Annotated in this window: 17 protein-coding genes; 7 read left to right on the forward strand and 10 right to left on the reverse strand. The window is 60.4% G+C overall.

Annotated features, from left to right (window positions below):
• Positions 1–403: 403 nt before the first annotated feature.
• Both ACP26L_RS23105 and ACP26L_RS23110 read right to left on the reverse strand, forming a co-directional pair.
• The gene (locus ACP26L_RS23105; RefSeq protein ID WP_426455064.1) at positions 404–670 is read right to left on the reverse strand and encodes a spore coat protein; all 267 of its coding nucleotides are present in this window, start codon (positions 668–670) and stop codon (positions 404–406) included.
• A gap of 52 nt (positions 671–722) precedes the next feature.
• Positions 723–851, reverse strand: coding sequence for a hypothetical protein (locus ACP26L_RS23110; RefSeq protein WP_426446746.1), 129 nt, complete (start codon positions 849–851; stop codon positions 723–725).
• Positions 852–940: 89 nt separating this feature from the next.
• Here ACP26L_RS23110 and ACP26L_RS23115 point away from each other — a divergent pair, with 89 nt between their 5' ends.
• Together ACP26L_RS23115 and ACP26L_RS23120 are read left to right on the forward strand one after the other, a co-directional pair.
• Entirely contained in the window at positions 941–1,474 is a 534-nt protein-coding gene (locus ACP26L_RS23115; protein ID WP_426446748.1) for a WGxxGxxG-CTERM domain-containing protein, read from the forward strand.
• A gap of 25 nt (positions 1,475–1,499) precedes the next feature.
• Positions 1,500–1,730, forward strand: a complete 231-nt coding sequence (locus ACP26L_RS23120; protein ID WP_426446750.1) for a YozQ family protein — start codon at positions 1,500–1,502, stop codon at positions 1,728–1,730.
• Between the two features lie 101 nt (positions 1,731–1,831).
• On the opposite strand, the gene ACP26L_RS23125 is transcribed toward ACP26L_RS23120, so the two are convergent.
• The gene (locus ACP26L_RS23125; protein WP_426446752.1) at positions 1,832–8,689 is read right to left on the reverse strand and encodes an S-layer homology domain-containing protein; all 6,858 of its coding nucleotides are present in this window, start codon (positions 8,687–8,689) and stop codon (positions 1,832–1,834) included.
• 272 nt (positions 8,690–8,961) lie between these two features.
• Between ACP26L_RS23125 and ACP26L_RS23130 the strand changes: the two genes are divergently transcribed.
• The 4 genes from ACP26L_RS23130 (at position 8,962) to ACP26L_RS23145 (ending at position 13,362) form a co-directional block, all read left to right on the forward strand.
• The gene (locus ACP26L_RS23130; protein ID WP_426446754.1) at positions 8,962–10,317 is read left to right on the forward strand and encodes a spore germination protein; all 1,356 of its coding nucleotides are present in this window, start codon (positions 8,962–8,964) and stop codon (positions 10,315–10,317) included.
• On the forward strand, positions 10,304–11,395 hold the full coding sequence (locus ACP26L_RS23135) for a GerAB/ArcD/ProY family transporter (protein WP_426446756.1): 1,092 nt from the start codon (positions 10,304–10,306) through the stop codon (positions 11,393–11,395). The genes ACP26L_RS23130 and ACP26L_RS23135 overlap by 14 nt, the downstream gene beginning before the upstream one ends.
• Complete coding sequence (locus tag ACP26L_RS23140) at positions 11,392–12,495, forward strand: Ger(x)C family spore germination protein (RefSeq protein WP_426446758.1); 1,104 nt, start codon at positions 11,392–11,394, stop codon at positions 12,493–12,495. Before ACP26L_RS23135 ends, ACP26L_RS23140 begins: the two co-directional genes overlap by 4 nt.
• A 135-nt stretch (positions 12,496–12,630) precedes the next feature.
• Positions 12,631–13,362 (forward strand): ZIP family metal transporter, encoded by a 732-nt coding sequence (locus tag ACP26L_RS23145; protein WP_426446760.1) that lies wholly within the window; start codon positions 12,631–12,633, stop codon positions 13,360–13,362.
• Between the two features lie 667 nt (positions 13,363–14,029).
• Here ACP26L_RS23145 and ACP26L_RS23150 read toward each other — a convergent pair.
• From ACP26L_RS23150 to ACP26L_RS23165, 4 genes are all read right to left on the reverse strand, one after another.
• Positions 14,030–14,263, reverse strand: coding sequence for a DUF2188 domain-containing protein (locus ACP26L_RS23150; RefSeq protein ID WP_426446762.1), 234 nt, complete (start codon positions 14,261–14,263; stop codon positions 14,030–14,032).
• Between the two features lie 96 nt (positions 14,264–14,359).
• Entirely contained in the window at positions 14,360–15,268 is a 909-nt protein-coding gene (ligD, locus tag ACP26L_RS23155; protein WP_426446764.1) for a non-homologous end-joining DNA ligase, read from the reverse strand.
• Positions 15,265–16,170, reverse strand: a complete 906-nt coding sequence (locus tag ACP26L_RS23160; protein WP_426446766.1) for a DNA ligase — start codon at positions 16,168–16,170, stop codon at positions 15,265–15,267. Before ACP26L_RS23160 ends, ligD begins: the two co-directional genes overlap by 4 nt.
• Before the next feature lie 6 nt (positions 16,171–16,176).
• Entirely contained in the window at positions 16,177–17,046 is an 870-nt protein-coding gene (locus ACP26L_RS23165; protein ID WP_426446768.1) for a Ku protein, read from the reverse strand.
• Positions 17,047–17,237: 191 nt separating this feature from the next.
• Between ACP26L_RS23165 and ACP26L_RS23170 the strand changes: the two genes are divergently transcribed.
• Positions 17,238–17,843 (forward strand): D-glycero-alpha-D-manno-heptose-1,7-bisphosphate 7-phosphatase, encoded by a 606-nt coding sequence (locus ACP26L_RS23170; RefSeq protein WP_426446770.1) that lies wholly within the window; start codon positions 17,238–17,240, stop codon positions 17,841–17,843.
• 597 nt (positions 17,844–18,440) lie between these two features.
• On the opposite strand, the gene ACP26L_RS23175 is transcribed toward ACP26L_RS23170, so the two are convergent.
• From ACP26L_RS23175 to ACP26L_RS23185, 3 genes are all read right to left on the reverse strand, one after another.
• Positions 18,441–19,421 carry an aldo/keto reductase gene (locus ACP26L_RS23175; RefSeq protein WP_426446771.1) on the reverse strand — a complete coding sequence of 327 codons (981 nt, stop codon included), beginning with the start codon at positions 19,419–19,421 and terminating at the stop codon, positions 18,441–18,443.
• A 176-nt stretch (positions 19,422–19,597) separates the two neighbouring features.
• A complete protein-coding gene (locus tag ACP26L_RS23180; protein WP_426446773.1) occupies positions 19,598–21,496 on the reverse strand; it encodes a DCC1-like thiol-disulfide oxidoreductase family protein in 1,899 nt (632 codons plus the stop codon).
• Positions 21,497–22,147: 651 nt separating this feature from the next.
• A complete protein-coding gene (locus ACP26L_RS23185; RefSeq protein ID WP_426446775.1) occupies positions 22,148–23,215 on the reverse strand; it encodes a hypothetical protein in 1,068 nt (355 codons plus the stop codon).
• Between the last annotated feature and the right edge of the window lie 107 nt (positions 23,216–23,322).

Genomic DNA, 23,322 nt, shown 5'->3' on the forward strand with positions numbered 1-23,322 from the left:
TCTTCGCTTCAGAAATAATGGCGTTGGGGGCCGAATGTGCAAGGATATCGTACAAATAGAGATTAAGCGATTAACCCTACCCTGCTGCGCGAACAGCCCGAAGAGGGAGATTTCGGAAACAGCCCTATTATAACGCAGTTTGGTAAACGCTTTCAATAACAAATGCCGCCCGGCTTGCCGAATCGGCCCGTATCCCTTCTTGGGACATGGGGTATTGGCAAGCTAAACGGTTGCCGCCCTTTACGGACGATGCGACGAGCGCTGGCGAGATATAAGCTCTTATCATTAAAAAAAGCACACCGGACCCTTGACGGGTTCCGGTATGCCTTGGATTGACGGGTGAACGATAGGCGGCTTCGGCCGGCCCGTTATAAATCAGACCTGTTCCCGGCTGCCGAGCGCCTCACCTTGATATCGGAAGCTGCAGGGCGATCCGTGCCAGCTCGAAGTCATTTTGAATCACCCGCTCGGGGGTATAGGAAGGCGTGATGCCATGCGACAGCGTGTAGCCGAATGCCATAGCATGGGCCATCACATTCTGCTGGAATGACTTCAGCAGGGCTTCGCGCACGAAGGGTGTCGAGGTCTCGCTGAGCGCAATCGCCGTATCGCGGACTGCCGTCTTGGCGGTGAGCAGCAGCTCCAGCGCATAGTACCGATCATCGATCATGTTCACGGATATTCTCTCCTTAGCTGAGCTTCGTTATGTGTGCAGCATCCCTTTATCCGAGCAGCGGACGGAATTTCAGCAGCTGCATCAGTTCGCCGATCTGTGCCTCGGTCATCTGGATGTTCTGCAGGTACAGCTGCCTCAGCTGCGGGTCTGCAATATGACCCACCGCTTTCTTCATCTTGATCAGCTCATCCCCGCATAAAAACCGGCTCCCGGTGGGAAACCATAAGAGATTGACAACGAACAAGAATAAAGGAGGGATTTCTCTTGCATCTCCGCCATTCCATTGCCTTGGCCCTCATCCTCTCTTCTTCCGCGGCGCTGGCTGTCCCGGCTGCTGCCGCCGGAAGCATGCAGAACTGGAGCACGACTCCCGAACAGGGCACAAGCAGCGTACAGCGCAACTATTCGAGCCATATCAGCGGCCATAACGGGTTCAGCGCAACAACCGACACCAGCGGGTACGGCAGCTCCAGCCTGTTTGGCACGTACAACTCGAACGACAACGGGTTTGGAGCGATCCCGAACCGTGACGCGAACGTAGAGTCGAAGGGACTGAGCACCCGTCAGGCCGAAAACGGAACAGGAACCGGCGCCCCTGGAGGGACGGCCTACCCTAACCATACGGCAGGAAATGCCGCAGGCACCGGAGACGGTCACTTCGGCATGCGTTCGGCCGGGAACGGCGCTCACCTGCTCGCCGCCGATACGGACCATGACACGAACTGGAGCTGGCTTGGCCTGCTCGGTCTGCTGGGCCTTGCCGGCCTGCGCGGCCGAAACACGGAAAATCAATACTAGCCAACAACCATAGGGGGTGCCGGCCATGAATGATAAAGCATCCGAAGGACTGCTGAACAACTACCGCAAGGTGGCGGACCAGCATTATGAGGTTTCGGACTACACCAGCAGCGATGAATCGTCCAAGGGAACGGCAGTAACCCATGAACAGTTCAGCGATGCCTATACCTCCGGTACCAGCGACGGACAGTTCCAGCTCGAGAACGGAGTCGTTCACTCTCCGGATACGGGATATGAGGAGAATAGCCAAGCGTAGGCTTGAGTGCAAAAAAGTTGAAACGGCAAAAGCCCTCGTTCCCTTGCCGGGGTTCGAGGGCTTTTGCATAATTGCTCGCAGGAAATCATTCCATCATTCTGTTACTTTTGCGCGGTGATCAGGTTGTGAATCACCTGCGCGCTTTCGGCACGGGTGGTGGTGTCTCCCGGTGCAAACAGTCCTTGTGCACGGCCCTGGAGCAGCTTGAGCTCCACCGCCGACTGTACGGCTTCTGCCGCCCAGTCGGATACTTCCGCGTAATCCGTGAACACAGCTTGCAGTCCGGCACCTTCCGCCGCTTTGCCGCCCTCTTGGGCAGCGTGAGCGCGGACGATGAGAACGGCCATTTCTTCCCGGGTGATGAGCTCATCCGGTGCAAAGGTGCTCTCGCTGCGGCCGCCTACGATGCCATGGCTGTAGGCCGCGGCTACCGCTTTGGCGTACCAGGCGCCGGAAGCGACGTCGGTGAAGGGCTGTGCCGCTCCCGACTTCGCCTCGAGACCGAGAGCGCGGACCACCATCGCCGCAAACTGGGCGCGGGTGACGCTTTGGTCCGGTGCGAAGCGTCCGTTCTCCATGCCGTTCACGATGCCTTTGGCCGCCAGCTCTCTTACCGCGGCGGAGGCCCAATGGCCGGATGGAAGATCAGCGAAGGCTGCGCTGTATTCCAATACGGCATACTTGCTGAAGTGGGTTACCTGCACGGACAGCGTATTGCCGTTCCAGGACCCCTCTACATATTCCAGTTCACCGTTATCGGCAAGATAGTACACACCGGTAACGGAGTGGTCCGCCGAGCCCGGTACCTGGAACGTCAGCGTAACCGGCTGGCTGAAGCTCGTAAGTCTCTGCCGTTTACCGTCTTTGTCGACAGCAGCTAGTGTAAAGTCATACACATCGCTGAGTGCCCGGACGTCTGTACCCGCCGCGGAAGCCGCCTTGGCCAGCAGGGCTTCAGCATCCGCTTTCGCAAGACCCGTGACATTCAGCGAGAGGCCTGCGCCTGCTGTACTACCTACCGGCAGCAGCTTCGCCAATTCCTCCAGGAGGGCAGCCGGCAGTGCCAGCGTAACGCCATTCGTTTTGACTTCAAGCACGCCGCCTGCAAGCAGTGCGGCCGCATTCGCAGGGAGCAGAAGCTCGCGGTCCGCCGCTCCCAGCTCTACCGTGACTTTGCCGTCCTTGATTTTCTTGAGATCGTCCTCGGTTACTTTCTTCGGTTTGTCTTTGGTCCCTCCGTCAGCAGGTGTAGACGAGCCGCCGCCGCTGTTGCCGTTTCCACCGCCATTATTGTTATCGTCATCATCCTCATGATCCGATTCTGGCTGCGTGACAGTTACCGCGATCTCCGCCGTCTTGCCTTCATAAGTGACGGTGACCTTCGCCGTTCCTGCACCCTTCGCCGTGATCAGGCCGGAGGCGCTGACACTTGCTACCGCTTCGTTGTCCGAGGAGTAGGATGCCGCGTCCGTTACAATCTTGTTCAGCGACGCATCGGCGTAGACTGCGGTCGTTACCGCTTGATGCGTATCTCCTGCTCTGAGATCAAGAGCAGCTTGATCTACCGCAATGCTCTCCACTACCGGCTCTTGCTCCGGAGCGGTAACGGTTACTGCGATCTCCGCCGTCTTGCCTTCATAAGTGACGGTGACCTTAGCCGTTCCTGCACCCTTCGCCGTAATCAGGCCGGAGGCGCTGACACTTGCGACCGCTTCGTTGTCCGAGGAGTAGGATGCCGCGTCCGTTACGATCTTGTTCAGCGACGCATCGGCGTAGACTGCGGTCGTTACCGCTTGATGCGTATCTCCTGCTCTAAGATCAAGAGCAGCTTGATCCACCGTAATGCGCTCCACTACCGGCTCTTGCTCCGGTGCGGTAACGGTTACTGCGATCTCCGCCGTCTTGCCTTCATAAGTGACGGTGACCTTAGCCGTTCCTGCACCCTTCGCCGTGATCAGGCCGGAGGCGCTGACACTTACGACCGCTTTGTTGTTCGACGAGTAGGATGCCGCGTCCGTTACGATCTTGTTCAACGACGCATCGGCGTAGACTGCGGTCGTTACCGCCTGCTTCGTCTCACCGATTTTGAGTTGGGCGGACGATGGATCCGCTGTGATCCCCGTCAGCTCGGCAGGCACTTCTCCGCCGCCCGAGGTGCGGGTGATGTACAGCGTCAGCGTTTTGGTCGCGTTATCCTTACGCCCCTGATCCGTGTACCAAGGCTGGGCCAGCGTTTCGGCCGTCGGCTCGATGTGCAGCTCGAATGTATTCAGCCCGGGGTTCAGCGGAACCCCCTCCAGGGACACTTCACCATATTGGCTCATCGCCCCGGCAGGCAGCGGCTGGTTGTTGATCGTAAAGGCCACTCCGTAGGGGACCACACCCTTCAGGTTGAACGAGCTCTCTTCCGTCGAATAAGTGACGTCATCACCGTATGTGGTACGCGGCAGAGTGAGGATCATCGGCATATCCTTCCAGCGGAGGATATAATCGTCGACGACCATCTGGTTGCCGCCCTGGTTCTTGATCGTCAGCTGCATGTTCGTATCCGTGGAGCCGTATGCCCAGTTGCCGTAATCTTCCGTGTCCGGATTGATCCGCTTATGGCTCGTGAACGCCTCCGTATCCCATGTGCCGCGGGTATACTTGTAGTCGATAGACCGTCCGGCCATCATCTTGAAAGTATACTCGACGATCCGGCGGTCGGTGGCGCCGCTTGGCACCTGCAGCTTCGTGGACGAAGCGTTCCAGCCGTTGAACGAACCGGCGATGTTGATATCATCGCTCGTCGGCGTATAGTCCGGCAGGTGCAGACGCAGCTTCACATCGACCATGACAAGCTTCGGTGTAACGGACTGCTCTTCGGACAGGGAGCGGTTGTACGCTTTGTCGAAGGCGGCAATCTTGTATGTGTAAGAAGTATCGTTGCTCACGGCATAGTCGATATATTCCTTGGCTGTCGCCGGCATGACGGCAATCTTGCGGAATTCCGCCTGCCCCGCTTCTCTGCGCAGCACCTCGAAGCCGGATACATCCTCGGCGTCCGCCGTCCATTTCAGCGTCGCACGGTTGGACTCGGTCGTAATGGCCCCGAGCACCGGTGCGGCTGGAGGCAAGGTATCATCAGGGCTGCCGTACACCTGCACGGTCACCGAAGGAGAGACGCTGTACGTTTCGCCGTTATCGGTCGACACCTTGGCGAAGTAGCGGTACAGCCCGGTTTCCGTCGGCTCGAAGGCCGCCCAGTAGAGCTTGCCTGGCGCTTCATCGCTCTCATAGCGCAGCTTCGTATCTTCGGCTGCTTCCGGATCGCTTCCGTCTTTGTAGTAAGCGAGTCTGGCAATCAGGCCCGGAGCGTCTTTACCGGCATAGGCCGGGGCGTCCGTCAGGCCGTCCACTTGAATCGCTACGGTAATCTTCGGCGTGCTCAGGCCCACGCCCGCATAGACCGCCTCGGTGATCGTGGAAGGTGTGCCCACCTCTTGGATCGCGAACGCCGGTACAGCCGAAGCCATGTCGCTCAGGAAGCCTTCGCCCCCGCCGGCAAGGGCGCTGACAGCATAATAGTATTTGGTGCCGTTTACGACGGTGCTGTCCGTATAAGCGGTGCCTTCTGTGGTTTCGAGAAGGGTTACGGCTCCGCCTTCAATCTCCGCACGGTAGACACGATACGCTTCGGCACCTTCCACTGCGTTCCAGCTCAGGGATACTTGGCCATTGCCGGCTGCGGCCGTAAGCCCGGTCACCGTCGGTGCCGTCTGCAGCTCGCCTTCGGATACCATCATAACCCCGCTCAAGGCCGGGATCGTCAGCGTAATTTTGCCGCCGGTTACTGCAGCCGTGAGGCCGCCCTTCAGCAGATCCTTCAGCGCCAGCCCTTCCGGCAGGAAGCCGGCCACGTCCGCCTGGATCGTCTTCGCTTCGCTGCTGCGGTTCACCGCGATCAGCGCGCCTTTGGCGTCGTCCTTGCGCGCATAGGCGATGACTTCACCTTGCGCATAAGCCGCTTTGAGGTCGCCTGTACGGAAGACCGGATAGTCATTGCGGATCTTCGCAGCCTGCTGGTACGTGGAGAACAGCTCCGCATACCGGCCGGTGCCCGAGAAGGTGCCGTCCTGGCCCGCGATCACGCGGTCCCACGGGAAGGCGCGGCGGGAATCCGGATCCTTCGTGCCCGCAAGGCCCACTTCGCTTCCGTAGTAGATCGACGGAGCGCCCGGATAGCCCATCTGGAAGATGGCCGTAAGCTCCTGCCGCTTGATCGCCAAGTCGCTGGCTTCCGGAGCGATGATCAGGTGCTCTTCTTCCCACTCCGGATGGTCGTACTTCGTGATCGAACGCGTCGTGTCGTGTGAATCGACCAGGTTCATCAGTGCCTGCCAGGCTTCCTTCGGATAATCCTCACGGACCGATTCCAGCGCCTCATTCATCGCCTCGGCGCTTCCGCCGTTCAGGAACGACTGCAGCGCTCCGCGGAACCGGTAGTTCATGACGGAGTCGAACTGGTCGCCGAGCAGGAACTTCGTCGCGACGCCCCACTCTTCGCCGATCAGCACCGGCTCGTCGATCTCGCCGCCGTTCGCATTCGTACGGCCTGCGGCCGACTTCACCGCTTCGCGGAACTTCGACCAGGTGCCGGCAGAGACGTCCGGTGCCACATCAAGCCGCCAGCCGCTCGTACCCATCCACAGCCAGCGCTGGGAGCCTGTGCCCTGCATCTGCGTCTCGGCCTGCTCGGCGCTCAGGTCCTTCAGGTTATGTCCGATTACGTTGTCGCGGTAATGGATATTGTTCCACTCATGCTGGCCCGGGAGCGAGAGCTCATCGGCCGGCAGGTATTCGGTCGGAGAGGTTTGAGGCTCCTTCGCATCCATAACCGGCAGCGAATCATAGCCCCACCAAGCGTCATACTTGAAGTGCTGACCCGGGTCATCCCGGTTGGGAGCCATCTCGTTCTCCACTGTGAACCAGCTGATGTACTTAAAATCGTCCGGGAACTTGTAATTCGTGCCCGTCAGCGGGTTGATCTGCGAGGTATAGCTCTCGCGCACCGCCGCCTCGGCCGCTTCCTTCGAGAGGCCTTCCGCGTTCATCTTCCCGTAGACGGCGGCCCAGTACTCGTAGGCGCCGATCTCCGGATATTTGGAATACCGGTCAAAATAAATCGAATCGTCACCGACGTGATTGAACACGCCGTCGTTGATAACACGGATGCCGGCCGCCTTGGCCGCCTTCGTGAAGTTCGAGAACACAAGATCCGACGCTTCGCGCGTCTTCACATAATCGAGGCCCGAAGTAGGGTCGCCCGGCGTATTATATACCGGCTGGCCGAACATTGGATCGAGGTGCTTGTAATCGGTAGCGTCGTACTTATGGTTGGAGGCCGCCCAGGCCACCGGATTGAGATAGACCGCGGTAATGCCAAGCGACTTCAGGTAGGCGAGCTTCTGCTCGATCCCCTGGACGTCGCCGCCGTAGAACTCGTTCGTCCACGCGCCGTCTGTCTCGGCATCCGGGTAGTAAGGCTTGTTCTCCGGCTTGAGGCGGTCCGGGTTCTCCGGTGCATCAGTCCATGTGCCCCACACCTGGTCCTGCGCAGGCTCGCCAGGCACGCCGCCGTCGAAGTACTGCAGCTGCTGCCCGTTCTTCCCGGTCGCATGCTCTTCATCCAGCGCGCCGCGTGCGCCGTCCAGCAGCTTCGCCCGGTTATTGTCCTTGCTCCCGTCGAAGAAGCGGTCCGGGAAGATCTGGTACACGACCGCGTTCTTCATCCAGTCCGGCGTCTTGTAATCGGTCTTGTAGACCGTGAGGTCGTAAGGAAGCGCTCCGTCGTCCGACACGCTGCCGGTGCCCCCGCGGGTGCTGTCATCCCCGTACTCCGCCTTGCTCATCCCGTCAATCAGGATGAACTTATAGCCCCACACCCCTACCTTGCCGAAGGCGGATGCAGGAACCGTGACTTCGAAGTAATCCTTGCCGCTGACCGTCGTCGCCTTCGTCATCAGGTAGGCGGCCGACAGGCCGTCCGGCGAAGTCAGCTCCGCCTTGGCGGTCTGCACGTCACCGGCCGCAGCCGCGATGCGCAGCTTGAGGTCCTGCCCTTCGGCCGGAATGGCGCCGAACGGCTTCTTGAACGTGATCGACCGGCTGTCGAAGGCGATCGCGTCCTTCTGGATCTGTCCGTCGAACGCGCCGTCCTGGGCCACATAATCGTGGCTAAGCGCTTTCACGTCGGCGCCGAGGTCAATCGTGAACGTGACATCCGCCGTGTCCAGCGTAACGATCTTCAGGTTGCTGCCGTCTGCCGTGCCGTAATTGGCCCCCGACCAATCGGAGCCGAGTACTACCTTGGCTTCATAGGAGCCTGCCGGCAGGGTGCGCTGCAGCTTGTACACCTTGTTGTCGAAGTTGTAGTCGACGAAGAACTGCTGCGCTTCCCCCGGCGCCCACTCGGCTTCGCCGAATACCCGCTGCACGGAGCCGACCAGGCGCGGGTGCTGCTGCGCATCCAGCGCAGGGACATACTGCGGCAGGCCGGCTACCCCGGGCTCCGAGATTCGTGCGCCCTTCAACCCCAGGTCCGCATTGATATAGAAGGTAACGGCCTTGGGCTCGGCCAGCTGGAGGGAGAAGTTCCCGCCCCCGTTGTCGTACCCGGTCCATGTGCCGCTCTTCACGAGCTTGAACTCATGGGTTCCTGCCGGAAGCTCCCGGGTGTATGTATAGAACTCTCCCGCGATATGCTTCATCTGGGTTTCTGCCGAAGCATTGTTCCAGCCCTGGAAGCTGCCGACGACGACCCACTTGCTCGATCCGCCCGGCTGCTCATCATAGGTAACCCCGGCTGCGGCTGCCTGTACCGAACCCGTCAGGACACCGGCCAGCAGCTGGACGGTCATCAGGACGGCGGTCAAGGCCGCAAGCAGTCTGACCCTCTGTCTGTTCTGCCAGAAAGACATGTGAAATGTGCCTCCATTCGCAAAATGTGGTAGTAAAGCGTTTTCTCGATCATCATAGCATGGGCTTTCCACCCTCGGGAGTGTACAATATTGACGTCCTGCCCGTACTCCGTTGACCTCTTGAAGGAAGAAGGAGGAAATGACGGCATAATAGGAAAAAGAAATAGAAACCGGTTTCCTCAATACCCTCCAATACTGGATGATTTTGTTTGAAATCTCGGGAATTGGGAAAACCTAAGGCCATCAGCATGGCTTGGGGGGGGAAGGATCGGATGAAGAGCAGCATAGCGGCAGAGGATATCATGTCCTCTGTCCACGAGACCTTCCGGGACAATACCGACCTTGTGTACCGTACGCTGACAGGCGGCAGCACCCTGACCCTGCTCTATCTCAGCAGCCTCACCGACAGCAAGAAGATTACCCATTCCCTGATCGGTCCCTATTACGAGATGAAAGAACCCGGGAGCTTCGTCGGCTATCTCTCGTCGCTGCCCGGCGTTACCCGGCCTGACGGCCCGAAGCAGGCCGCCGCCCACGTGCTGAAGGGCTTCGCCGCGGTATCGCTCGAGGGACAGGTCTACCTGTTCGAGACTGCTCATGCGGCGGTTTCGAGCCTCTCCGAAGCGACTGTCGAATCGATCGTTCAGGGCCCTTCCGACGCCTTCAGTGAAAATATCGATGTGAACATCAACCTGGTCCGCAGGCGCTATGAAAGCGAGAGGCTCAAGGTGGAATCCCGCACCGTGGGAGGCACGTCCCGAACGAGGATCGCGCTGGTCTATGACGCAGACCGGGTCGATCCGCGGGTACTGAAGGAGCTCAAAGACAAGCTGGGCCGCGTCCAGGCGGACCTGATCCAATCGGCAGCCCAGCTGCAGAAGCAGTTGAATCCCTCCGGGATTCAGGTTTTCCCGCAGATGATGGTCACGGAGCGGCCGGACCGGATGGTGCAGAACCTGGCCTGCGGGCGCATCGGCATTCTGGTCAATACAACGGGCTTCGCGCTGATTCTCCCGTCCGTCTTCGATGACTTCTTCACCTCCATGGACGATGTGTACCAATTCCGCATCGTCGGCCAATTCCTGAAGCTGATCCGCTATATCGGACTGTTCCTGACGCTGACGCTGCCTGCCTTCTATATCGCCTTTACTTCCTACAATCCGGAGATCCTGAAGGACCAGCTCACGCTTCTCATTGCGGGGTCCCGGGCCAGTGTCCCTTATCCTTCCTTCGTGGAAGTTCTGCTCATGCTGCTCATGATGGAATTCCTTATCGAAGCGAGCCTGCGGCTGCCCAAAGCCGTCGGCCCGACGGCCACCACCGTCGGCGGTCTGATTCTCGGCCAGGCGGCGACCGAAGCCGGACTTGTCGGCAACATCATGGTCATTATCGTCTCCGCCGTGGCGATCTCGAACTTCGTCATTCCGATCACCATGATGAATTTTTCGATTCGCGTATTGAAGTACGGGTTCATCTTCCTGGCTTCGGTCTTCGGGCTTGTCGGCATTGTTCTTGGATTCATCGGGCTCGTGATGTACCTCTCAAACCTCGAGAGCTTCGGCCAGCCTTATCTGCGCATGTCGATCAAGCTGCCCTGGAAGGACGTGAAGCCCGTTGGCCGGCAGTAGGCACTTCTTCTATCTCGTCCTGCTTAACGCCCTGATCAACGTGATCAACAACGTGCCGCGCACTCTCATTAACCACAGGTTCCAGGACGTCATGACTTCCCTCGTGCTCAGCGTCCCGGTCGGGCTGCTCATGCTCTACTTCACTTCCCGCTCGGTCATGAAGCTGCGGGACGAGACGCTCCCGGAGCGCCTCTACAGGCTGCTCCCGCACTGGGCCGCTTTGCCTGTGCTGCTCGGCTTTGCCTTCGTCTGGTATATGGCCGGTGCGATTACGCTGCTCTCCTTCGTGGACATTACGCTGCGGTATATATCACCCGACATGTCCAAGTATTTGGTCATGAGCGGCTTCCTTGCCGTGGTCATCTGCAGTGCGCGGATGAAGAGCTATTCCATTCTCTTTGCGCTCGAAACCCTTACCGTGCTCATGGTGCCTTTCATGATGTATTTCCTTGGCAAAACCGTGCTCAATCCCGATTTCAGCTGGGATGCGATTCTGAAGACGGTCCGCTCCGGCTGGGGAACTCCGACCTTTGAAGCCTTATCGGCAGCTACGTTTATTTTTACGGGATACACCAACATGGCCGTCTTTCACCGCGCGTTTCGCGGTTTCAAGCTCAAGCTAGCGCATTTGTGGCTCATTGCGATCCCGGGGGTGCTGACCCTGCTGACCAGCCTGCTGATCCCCATCGGTCTTCTGGGTACGAGAGGCGTGGAAAAGCATGTGTATCCATGGTTTTCCACAGCGGATTCGGTCCATATCGAGTTTTTTCTGGTGGAGCGGCTTGTCTTCGTGTTCTACCTCTTCTACATCACCATGTCGCTGATCAGCGTTATCGTCCACTGGCACGTGGCCTTTCATATTGTGGAGCTGCTCCTGCCGTTCAAACAAAAGCTCAAGTCCGGCGCCCGCTCCTATATCGTCATCGTCAGTTTTGCCCTGCCCTCCCTGGCTATGTTGATGATGGACCAGCAGACGCTGCTGCACCTGGCCGTCATGTATCTGCAGATCCGGTTCGTCGGCGAATTCTCCCTCTCGGTCGCCGCCGTATGGGCGGTCAGGAGGAGGTGGGCCCGATGAACCGCCGCTGTTGGTTGGTAAGGCTGAGGCCGCCCCTGCTGGCCCTGCTGCTTCTCCTGACCGGAGGATGCAGCCAGCTCAAGGATATTGACAAACGGCTGTTCATCGTCGCGATCGGCATCGATCCGGTTCCCAATACGAAGGACAAGCTGAAGATCACCCTGAAAGCCGCGATCCCGCAGGGGGATCCCAAGCAGGGAGGCCAGCAGTTCGACCTGATTACCGTCGAAGGCCAATCCATCGCGGAGAGCCTGCGGCTTGCCAAGTCCAAGGTGGACAAGGAGCTGGACTTCGGTCATACGAAGGGGCTGGTGTTCGGGGAGAAGCTTAGTCCGGAGGCCCTCTCCTATGCGGTCGACTGGGCGGTACGCCGAAGAGACTTTCAGCTCGTCAGCCTAACGGCACTGGCCAAGCCCTCGGCCTACGACATTCTGGAGCAGAAAGTCAAAACGGAGCGGGTGCCCGGCAAAGCCCTGTTCCTCGCCTTGGGCCGGTTCGGTACGGAGTCCCCTTACATCACACCGGCCTATCTGTTCGACCTGCACCGCAGGCTGTATGAGCCGGGCTGGAGCCCCGTCCTTCCGGTCGTTGAGCACCGCGGAGATCAGTTCAACATCAACAAAGCGGCGGTCTTCCGCAGGAATCAGCGGGCCGGCATCCTCTCCCCTGAAGAAACGAAGCTGTTCAATATTCTGACCCGACGCAACATAAGAACCAACCTCAACCTGATCTGGCAGGAGAGCGGCATGGCGGTCAACCTGGACCATACGAGCAGCAGCTACCGCATTATCGCAGGAGGCGAAGGCCGCCCCCAGATCCTCTACACCGTGAAGCTGAGCGGCATGCTGGAGGAAAACCGTTCCGTAACCTCCCTGTCGGATGACCAGATGCGAGAGCTTGAGCAGGCTTACGAGGAGCATATGTCACAGCAGATCCGCGGCCTGCTCGTCAAACTGCAGAAGTGGAAGGCGGATCCGCTGGGGTTCGGGCTGCATTATGAAGCACGCCACACGGGCACGTCCTGGAAGGAGCTCTATCCCGATGCAGCCTTCGCCGTCGAAGTGAAGATGCGGATCCGTTCGACCGGTGTCATCCAGTAGGAGCGCTCAGAGGTGTTCACGTCCCATCCTGCCGGTGCCGGCGAAGAAGCGTTTTTTGCTGTCCGGTTGCTCTCGGGAGCACCTTTCCTGTACTATGAATGCTAGCGGTGCAGCGCAAAAGGAGGACACAAAAGAATGGAAACCGCACTGCTCGGAAGCTTGATCTCCGCCATGGCGACGGTCCTTGGCGCGGTACCCCTGTTCTTCGTGAAGACACTGTCGGAGAAATGGAAAGACATCCTGATCGCCTTCACCGCAGGAATCATGGTCTCCGCTTCGACCTTCGGCCTGATGCCGCAGGCCATCAAAGAGTCGGGGATCACCGCCTTGACGGTCGGTCTGCTCATCGGCATCTTCGTGCTTGATCTCATCGAGAGGAATATTCCGCACATCGATGTGGAGAATGACGCAGGCATCTCGCAGTTCGACTCGAAATCCCTGCTCGTCATCATTGCCCTGTTCATCCATAACATTCCCGAGGGGCTCAGCACCGGCTTCAGCTATGCGAGCGCCAATGAGGGGCTTGGCCCCCTGGTCGCGATCTCGATCGGCGCCCAGAACATGCCGGAGGGCCTCGTGCTCGCCGTGTTCCTTCTGAACTCGAAGGTGAGCAGGCTCCGCTCCTTCCTGCTCGTCACCTTAACGGGACTGATGGAGATGGTCTCGGCCGTGATCGGCTACTTCACGGCGAGCTTCATTCATTCCCTGGTCGGCTACGGCCTCGCCTTCGCCGCCGGCGCGATGATGTTCATCGTCTACAAGGAGCTTGTCCCCGAGTCTCACGGACACGGCTTCGAGAGGCAGTCCACCTACTCGTTCATTCTGGGGCTGTTGGTTATGGTGTACATAAGCCATTGGTTCGGCTGAGCAATGTTCCGGAGCACCCAAGATAAACGGCTGGCGGCGTCCTTTAAGATCTCTACGTGCCAGTCCATCCTGTTGGTACACGGGTAGGAATGGGTATGGGGTTCCAACCGCTCTTGAAGTCGTATCCCCATTGAATTTTAATTGAGTTCTTTAACCTGATCTGGCAGGATCCCTGTCTCAGCGCTGTCTATACGGGGAACAGAGGTGCGGGGAGTGCGTCTGCGGGACGGATGGTCTCAACTGCAGCCGCTGCAGGCGGAGCTGATCAGCGACCTGCAGTTCGGGCCGGAAGGTATGTGGCTTCCGCTCGGTGCTTGATCGTTTCGGCACGTGACGGAACATTCGTTTAGAAATAGCGGAAGTGAGGTATCTTATTGAAGTATTTCCCGTCATTTCCCGGAAATTAGCGGAACTCAGATGCCTTATAAGGGGAAAACGGTTCCGGAAACCGCGCTAGCCCTACAATAGCGCATCTGAATTCCTTTATTTCTGGTGGGTACCATCGAAAGATGGGAATAACGCACCGTACTTCCGCTATTTGCATAGACAGCTTGCGGCCGGCAGAATCGAGCCCTGGCGAGATAAAACTTCTTATATTTCAAGCGAAAGCCCCGGCAGGCTGCATCCGCAGCCGCCGGGGCTTTTCCATTCCTCATCCGGCCCGCGCTTACCCCTTGGGCGGATAAGGGTCGTTGCCGTAGGAGTTCGATTCGGCGATCTTCCCGTCCGTATTGTGGATTTTGTGTTCCGTCCGGTCCTTCTTGGCTTCTTCCCGGCCCCGCTTCTCCGCCGCTTCCTTCGTATCGCGGTGGCTGACCTTCTCGCCGTTCTGCTGAATATCCCAGCCCCCATCCGGGTTCGGGGTCGTATGCACGACCGTGCTCCGTTTATCCTCTGCCATGCGCATTCCCTCCTTTCAGGGCGGCCTGCCGGCTGGCTGCCGCGCCCTGTCATCATTCATCCAGCCGGCCGGAGACGGCTCTCACGCCATGGCTGCCTACCGCCCGCTCCGTACCGGACGCTGCTCCAGAAATTTCAGGATCGGCACAAGCGACTGCCGCTCCACACCCGCAAGCAGATCCCCCTTTTCCTTCAGCCTCTCTTCCATGTTCATCAGATGAAACGCCTTCGGTGAGACCCCTTCCCTCACTTCCTCCCACGTCAGCGGCGCCGAGACCGTAGCTTCGGGCCTCGCCCTCGGCGTATAGGGGGCCGCCATGCTCTTGCCCGCCGCCACCTGCACGTAGTCGAGATAGATCCGCCCTTCCCTCTCCTTCAGGAGCCGCTCCACCGTGAACAGGGAGCCGAATTTCTCAGATAGAAAATGCGCGAGAAACCCGCCGACCTTTTGCAGGTCTGCGAAGGTGTGCCCGGGCGTCAGCGGGACCACGATCTGCACGCCTGAAGCACCGGAGGTTTTGGGAACGGACAGCAGGCCCATTCCCTCCAGCGCTTCCCCGACCCGGGCGGCCGCCTCCATGAGGCGGGGGTCGCCCTCCTCCTCCGGATCGATGTCAATGACCCATTCCTGCGGCTCGTCCCCGTGTACCGTTTCGAAGGAAGGATGAAATTCGAGCGCCGCGAGATTGCCGAGCCACAGCAGCACCGGCAGCGAATCGAGGTTAACATACTCCACACCCTCGTAATGATGCGTCTTCACATAATCCGGCCGGCCTGCCGGGGCGTTCTTCTGGTAGAAGAATTTGCCCTCCACGCCCTGCGGAAACCGCACCGTCGTCATGTGCCGGTCCCGGCAGTAAGGCAGCAGATAGGGCGACAAGGCCGCCAGCTTCTGCAGATAGATGAGCTTGGTGATCCCCGGCTCCGGCCACAGCAGCTTGTCCGGATGCGAGATCTCCACCTCCACGCCTTCGACATGCACCTTGCCGCGCTCCGCGTCCGTCATAACGCTCTCCCTCCGATCGCCAGCAGTTTCGGGTGCCGCAGCAGCCCCGCCTCGGTCAGCTCCCGGCCGCTGACGGTGACGGGCAGCGGCTCCGCCAGCCAGCGGATGTCCGCCCCGCGCAGCCCTTCCGGCAGCGGCCCGGGCGGCGCCAGTGGCATGGGCACAGCCGGCAGCCCGCCGAGCACCCGCTTGGCGTCGGCATCGAGCCCGGAGGAGGCCCGGCCCAGATAACGCCCGGCCTGCTGCAGCACGAGCGAGGCGACCCGGCCCTCGCGGTAGATCACCCCGACCGCTTCCGCTTCAAGGCGGAGAGCGGTCTTGCGCTTGTACCAGTCCCGGTGGTCCTTGCCCTCGGCATACGGGCTGTCGAGCCGCTTGGCAATGACGCCCTCCCATGCCCGCTGGCAAACCCAGTCCCACAGCGCGTCACCGTCCGGGAACAGCTGCGCCGTGTAGAGCGGGGCCGTCCACCCCGCCGCGAGCTCCTGCAGGGCTTCGTGCCGGTGCCGGAACGGCCGCCCGCGCAGATCTTCGCCGCCGAGCTGCAGCAGGTCGAAGGCAATGTACTGGACCGGCGACCGCCGGGCCGCACGCCGGATGAGAGCAGGATCCGTCAGCTTGTCCCGCTGCTGCATCCGCTGGAAGCTGGGTCTGCCGGTCTTAGGGTCCAGCAGCACGGCTTCGCCGTCGAGCAGGAAGCGCCCCGGCAGAAGCGACAGCGCTTCGGCCAGGTCGGGGTACACCTTGCTTTTGGGCAGCCCGTACTTGGAGAAGAGCTCCACCCGTCCGTCATTCACCAGGGCCAAGGTACGAAAGCCGTCCCACTTCAGCTGATAGCCCCACCCCTCCCCTTGGGGAAGCCGGTCCGTCAGGATCGGGGACATCGGCTTGAAGACAGGCATCCCCTGTTACGCCCCCGTCCGCTTCGAACGCGGCTTGGCCCGGCGGGTCTTCGGCTTCCCTTGGCCGGAGGCCGGTGTGCGCTGGTCGCCCCTGTCCGTCGACTGGGCGGCTTTCATCTCGTTCAGCGACGCCTGGAGCGCTTCCATGAGGTTGACGACCTTCTTCTCCTTTTCCTCCGGTGCCACGGTAATCTCCCGGCCCTCCACCTTCTGCTCGATGGCCTGCAGGAGCCTCTCCCGGTATTCGTCCTCGTACTTCCCGGGATTGAACGGCGCGGACAGCTGCTCGATCAGCGACTTCGCCATCTCCAGCTCCCGCTTGTCCACCTTGGCCGGCTCCGGGAAGTTCGGAATTTCTTCCTTCTCGCGGATCTCCTCCTCATAGAAGAGCGTGACGAGCGACAGCACCTCGTCGATCACCCGAATCGCCGCGAGGCTGCCCTTGCCGCGCAGCGCAATGTTGGCAATGCCGATTTTCTCCGTGCTCTTCAGCGCCTCCACCAGCAGACCGTAGGCATGGGCACCCGTTTCCTCCGGAGCAAGATAATACGTTTTCTGGAAATAGATCGGATCAATCTCCTCCAGGTCCACAAAATCCAGAATGCGGATCTCCCGAGACGAGTCGGAGGCGAGCTCCTCCAGCTCTTCCTTGTCGAAGGTGACGTATTTGCCCGGCTCGTATTCATAGCCCTTGACGATATCGCTCCACTTGACCTCCTCCGCGCATTTGGGGCACGTGCGGGAATAGTGGATCGGCACCTTATGCTCCTTGTGCAGCATCCGCATCGGGATGTCGTGCTCCTGCGTGGCGGTGTACATCTTGACGGGCACATTGACGAGTCCGAAGCTCACGGCCCCTTTCCACAGCGTCTGCATGCTTCCCCCTCCTTCTCGCATCCTCTTCAGCGGCTTTGCACAGCGTGCAGGCCGCCCGTATGCCTTTCATTAACCGATGGAACCCGCAGTCAATCAGGAGCCGAGGGGAACCGGAATGAGGGTAAGCGGAATGAAGGGAAGCAGAATGAGGGTAATAGGAAACCATAGATCTATACGGAGGGGGGATTCTCATGACAAAAGCCGTCTTCCTTGACCGGGACGGTGTGCTGAATGAGGTAAAAACCAAGCGGGTCCGCTTCGTGAACCGTCCGCTCGACCTCCACCTTCTGCCCGGTTCCGCGGAGGGACTGCGGATCCTGCGGACGCAGGGCTATGCCCTGTATCTTGTCACGAACCAGGGAGGCATCGGACTCGGCTTCATGAAAGAAACCTCGCTGATCGAAGTTCATATCCGGCTGCTGAAGCTGCTTCAGGCCGAAGGGGCGGCTCTCGACGACATCGCTTACTGCCCCCACCGGCCGAAAGCCGGGTGCGCGTGCCGTAAACCAAAGCCCGGCATGCTGCTCCGCCTCGCAGAGAAGCACGGCATCGATCTGGCGTCAAGCTGGACGATCGGCGACATGGAGACGGACGTGGCCGCCGGCGCGGCTGCCGGCACCCGCACGATCCGCATAGGGAAAGCGGGCGAGGAGACGAAGGCGGACGCCCTCGCCCCTTCCCTGCTTGAGGCTGCCAGGCAGATCGCAGCAGCGGAGAAGGACGGCGAAGCGGATCAAGAGACAGAGGGCGGGCAGGAGGAGGAAGAGGCGGGGGAGCGTGATGACGGGGGGAGCTGAGTCCGTAACCGCAAGCAACCCTGCTGAGACAGTCCTCGGGGACACTGTCCGGATGGGGATGCGGAGGGAATGAGGTACGGACAGCAGCTGGGGTTGAAGATGCGGCGAAACGCCGAAGCCTTGGAGGCCGGAGCACAGTCAGGGAATTTCCTTCTCAGCGGGTATCCGATGATGCTCGGCGGCATGCGGCCCTGCCCTGGTTGGATTGTGTATCCATATCCACCCCTTGCCTGGTACAGGTAAAATGGTCAGCGAGACGCCAACCTCCTCCTTATGCAGGAAAAACAAGGTCAACCAGGGGGTCATCGGAAGATGCCACAGCATGGTTTTTTACCCAACATCTTCATTCGTCCTTCCGTCAGCTTGCTGCTCCTTCCTGATCCGACGGCAGTATGCTCTACCCCTTCATGCAGTCCTGCTTCCGAAGATTGTGCTGTGCTGACTACGCCTCCGCGCGGACAACGGATGCCAAAAAGCCGGAGCCTCCCTCCCGGGATTCCAGCTTGTTGGACCATGTTTCCCGGCAGCTTGCTACCGGGGCACGATTTATCGGTACTACGATGTTCGAAACTCGCCCGGCCGCTGCGCTGCAGCCTCCTACCAGGCGTAGGCCTTCGGAGCTTCCCCGCCCGGGCCCGGGAAGATTTCGTCCAGCCGCCGCAGCACGTCTTCGCCGAGCTCGATGTCCACCACGCGCAGCGACTGCTCGAACTGCTCCAGCGTCCGCGGCCCAATGATCGGCGCCGTCATCGCCGGATGCGCCAGCGTCCACGCCAGCGCCGTGTTCGCCTCGCTCTCCCCGAGCTCGCGGCACAGGCCCGCGAACGCTTCGAGCTGCGCCCGGTGCTTCTCCGCCCGCTCCGGGTTGTTCGCCCGCTTGGAGCCCGGCGCCGGGTTCAGTGCGCCTCCGCCGAGCAGACCGCCGTCAAGCGGACTCCAGGCGATGACGCCGATGCCGTGCTCCTGTGCCGCCGGCAGCACCTCCAGCTCCGGCAGCCGGCACAGCAAGCTGATCTTGTGCTGTTCGGACACCAAGCCCAGAATGCCGCGCGACTTGGCTTCGTACTGCGCCTTGACCAGATCGCGGCCGGCAAAATTGCTCGAGCCGACATAGCCGATTTTGCCGCTGTAAAGGGCCACCTGGAACCCTTCCCACAGCTCGTCCCACGAGACATTGCGGTCCACATGGTGCATTTGGTACAGCTCAATATGATCGGTCTGCAGGCGGCGCAGCGAGCCCTCGAGGTGGCGCCGCAGCTTGTACGCCGACAGGCCGCCCACTCCGTTCGGGCCGTCGGCCGCATCGCTCATGTCCCCATAGAACTTCGTGGCGAGCACGACTCTCTCCCGCCGGCCGCCGCCTTGAGCGAACCAGCGGCCGATGATCTCTTCGGTCCGGCCCGCATTCTCACCCCAGCCATAAATGTTGGCCGTATCGAAAAAATTCACGCCGGCATCCACCGCCGCATCCATGATGCGGAACGCTTCCTTCTCATCCGTATCCACACCGAAGTTCATGGTGCCTAGACACAGACGGCTGACCTTGAGGCCGGATTTGCCAAGATACGTATACTTCATCATGCATTCCTCCCCGATACAATAGATTTAACAATCGAGATCCGCAATCGCTTACAGCCTCATCTTACCGTACAGGGGAAAGCCTGCACAGTACGCACTTTGACCGCAACTGCTCCCCTGATTGTACTAACTTACTTGTATGTAAGTACCTTGACCGGGGACGACCGTTCAAGGAATCAGTCCCCGAGGTACGTCCACTGGGCTGCCGGTTTCCGAAGGACGAGCTTCATCGATCCCGGCGCGCCTTGGATGGATCCTGCCTCGGTCCAGTTGGCTGTCACATTCGCTTGGAGCCTGCCCGGCTGCCACTCCGTAAGTGAAACTGTCTGCCGCCGCTGCAGCACCCGGATCCTCGCCCCCTCCATATCCTTGTCCTCCCGGTGAACCCAATAAGCGGCGAAGCGAAGCAGATTGCGCTGCGTTTGCTCCATGGGCAGCCCCGGCCGCACCGCCTCGAAGGTCCAGATCTCCCACAGCCGGCCCAGCGCATAGCCGCCGGTGTAGGTTCCGCCCGCTTCCTGTCGGTTCATCGGCAGCACTTCCGTGACTCCGTTCTTCTCATACGCCAGCATCGTCTGAAAATCATATCCGGCAAAATGCTCATCCATGAACACATTGTGCGAGGTCCACCCGGTCCACGGATACACCTGCCATTTGTAGGCCTGTGCGAACGTCTTCAGCCCCCTTACCAGCGGGGTATCTCCAAGGACGTACACCCGAAGGACCGGACTGCCGAGAAAAATGACGCCGAAGGAGAGCAGCCAGGCAGCAAGGAAACCGGAAGCGAAGCGGCGGCCTGCCGGTGTCAGCCCCTTTGCAGGCTCTATCGGCTCTTGGACTGCGGGAGATGGCCTTCGCAGGGAGCATACCCCGTCGCGGCAGCCGCCCTCCCGGGCCCGCCGTTCGGCGACCGCCTCGTAGACCGAGGCCGCTGCGGCTCTGATCGGCCAAAGCGACAACAGCCAGCCAAGGGGGGCAAGCCAGCCGGAAGCCCGGAGCATGGCAGCATAAGTGTCTGCCCCTCGGTACACACGCCCCCGGCTGTCGACGGCACGGATATCGTGCAGCAGCTCCTCCTCCGGCACGCCGGACAGCTTCGGCTCCTCCGCCGCATGCTCTTGCAGCGGCAGCCAGACTGCCGCGCGGCGCGGATCGAGCGCCTGCAGCACGGCTGCGGTCCCGCGGCAGAGCGGGCACAGCCGGTCATAATAGACCTTCAGCGAAGGACGCCGAGCCCGGAACCAGCCGGCGATCCTCTCGCCTACGCCCGCCGGAATCATCCCCGCGTAGAGGCTGACCGTGAGCAGCGAGATCGCCGGAATCGGCAGGGTGAGCATGACGCCGAGATGGAACGCGATCCCGGCCAAGATCAACGGCAGCCGCAGCGGACGGAACCAAAACAGGAAGATGAACAGCGTTTCGAAGCCTATCACCGTATAGCTTAAGGTCCGGACGAGAAGCGGATGATCTGTCAGCCAGGTGACGTCGTAGAAGGCATTGATCGCAAGCGAAGCCGGCCCCCACACACCGAGGCCCGCCAGATACATCGGAGAGGAGAGCTTGAAGAAGGTCGAATCGAGATAAAACAAGCCGATCGTCAGCACCAGAAGGGCGGTGTACAGATACGGCACCGATTCCGGCCCATGATCCTCCTGCTTCGCAGCCGCCCTCTTCTTGCGTTCGAGCAGCCGGTCCACTGACAGGGCCCGGCCCGCCGGCATGAAGACGAGCAGCAGCGAGGCGGTCAGCAGCAGCGAGTCGCTCTGCCAGTCCCTGCCATGCGAATAGGCGCCGAACCCGAGGACGATCACGGCCAACCCGTACTGCACGATCGCCGCCGTACGGGTCCGGTACCCAGCAAGCAGACATGCTGCGGCTGCAAACCATACCCACAGCAGCGGACCCGAAGGAATGATGCTCTCCTGGACATAGGGCACGGGGTCGAAGAGGAGGTGCCGGAACGCATTCATTTGACCGACCTCCGCGAAGAGGACCAGCGAGAAGGCAATCCGGAACCATGCCAGCGGCAGCGGACTCACCTGCCTCTCAAACCAACCGTTCAGCTTGTTTCTCAACACATCCGCCCCCTGTCCAAGAATGGGAAGGACACGACGCAGTGCCCTTCTGTCCCCCTTCATTACCCCTCCCGAACCTTACCCAAACCTTATACAAAATGGGTTTTCTTAAGCGCAAACAGCCTGTTCTTTGGGGGCCCGACCTGTGCTTGGGACCTTCTGGACAGGAACGCAGAGAATCCCGCACGCGGACGCGGCGGGATTGCTGGTGGGTGGATGGAGTGAACGCGCAGATCCCTTTGCAAGAAGGATCCTTTGGGTAACCGAAGGTGACGCATCTCAGCAGGAGGAGGAGTCTGATCTCGATCTCTCCTGGGGCCCAGGTCGATTTGCACCACTGCTGCCCAGGTCGATTTGCGACGCTGCCAACCCAGGTTGATTTGCGGTGCTGCTGCCCAGGCCGATTTGCTCCGCTGCAGCCATGGTGATTCTGCCAACCCGACCAACACCTCTGGTCCCGGGCCCTCGCAGGAACGCCAAGGACCGACTTTTCAGGCGCCGGCCTTCTGGCTCTAGGGTCTTTCTTTTATCTCGGGAGCACCTTTCATGGCTGTAAGCAAAGCCGCGTCCTTATAACCTTCACCAGCCCCAGCCCCGTCTACCCTTCCCCGGGCGAAACTTCCGCCATTCTTCCGGCAGAACTCGTGCATTCTACGCTGTGTCTTCCTTGTTCATCGCCACAAGGTGGCTCAGCACGATGCCCTCCAGTGCAGAAGCAGCCATCGCTCCGCTCCAAAGAGCCGGCGGCCAGCCAAGACCCCCCTGCAGATGCACGAGCATGAAATAAGTACCGGTCCAAAGGAGCGGCACGGCGGTAAACAGCACATGCTTCTTCCAATTGTTGCGGTGCGAGGCCCCAAGGAAGCCGTAGAGCAGATCGGCCGCCAGGCCGGAGACGATCCCGACGGGAGCCATGTACATCGACCTGCCTGCGATGCACATGAACAGCACCGGTACGGCAAGCAGCAGGAGCAGGCTGCCGAAAGGGAGCTTCCACCGGTTGACGCTCCATACGGCTGGGACCGTCAGCAGGGCTGTGGTGAGCAGGATGCCGGCTATGCCATGTTCCAGCACCGTCCCGTAGAGACTCTCCCGGACACCCGCGGCCAGCGGACCGAGCTCTTCCCCGAGCCGCTCGAGCTCCAGAGCGGAAGGCGCCGCGCTGTTCAGCATCCAATGGCTTCGGAGGCCCAGTGCGGCGATCGACGTGCCAAGCGCCAGCGACAGCAGCCCCGGCCACAATTCGCTCCGGTCCGGAACGCGGCCGGCCCCCCGCCAAGCCGCCCGAAACGGCGACGTAACGAGGAGCACGGCACCGGTGAGCTGGAGCAGGGATGCGGGCGAGTAGAACGCTTCGATGCTGTCCGCCTGCAGACCGCCCGCTAGCTGCCACAGATAACCTCCGAGCATGCCCAGCAGGAACAGTCCCGCTCCCGCCAGCCCGGCTCCATACCCGTCCGGCAGACCGGTTTTCCAGCTCCCGAAGAGAAGCTTGCCTTGAATCAGAAGCCAGCCCATCCACAGGACGAAGACGGCAAAGCCCGAATAGAGCAGCAGCTCCGCCCCTCTTCCACCGATCAGTTCATCTGCCGCTCCCCCTCCCGGTCGGCTGATCTCCCACCGCTCCATGAAAAGCCCGATCGTCAGCCATATTCCAAAAACCAGCGTCAGGACCTGGCTTCCTATTCCCGCCCGCCTGATCTGCCCCGCTACCTGCACTCCGCATTCCCCCGATTCCGACTATATGTAAATTTGCTTCCCGAATAAGCACATTATCTACTCTTCTGCCCAAAGTCTATCATATTCCCGTGCCAATTTCCTTCTTT

The sequence above is a fragment of the Paenibacillus sp. S-38 genome (assembly GCF_049942825.1).
Lineage (GTDB): Bacteria > Bacillota > Bacilli > Paenibacillales > NBRC-103111 > Paenibacillus_G.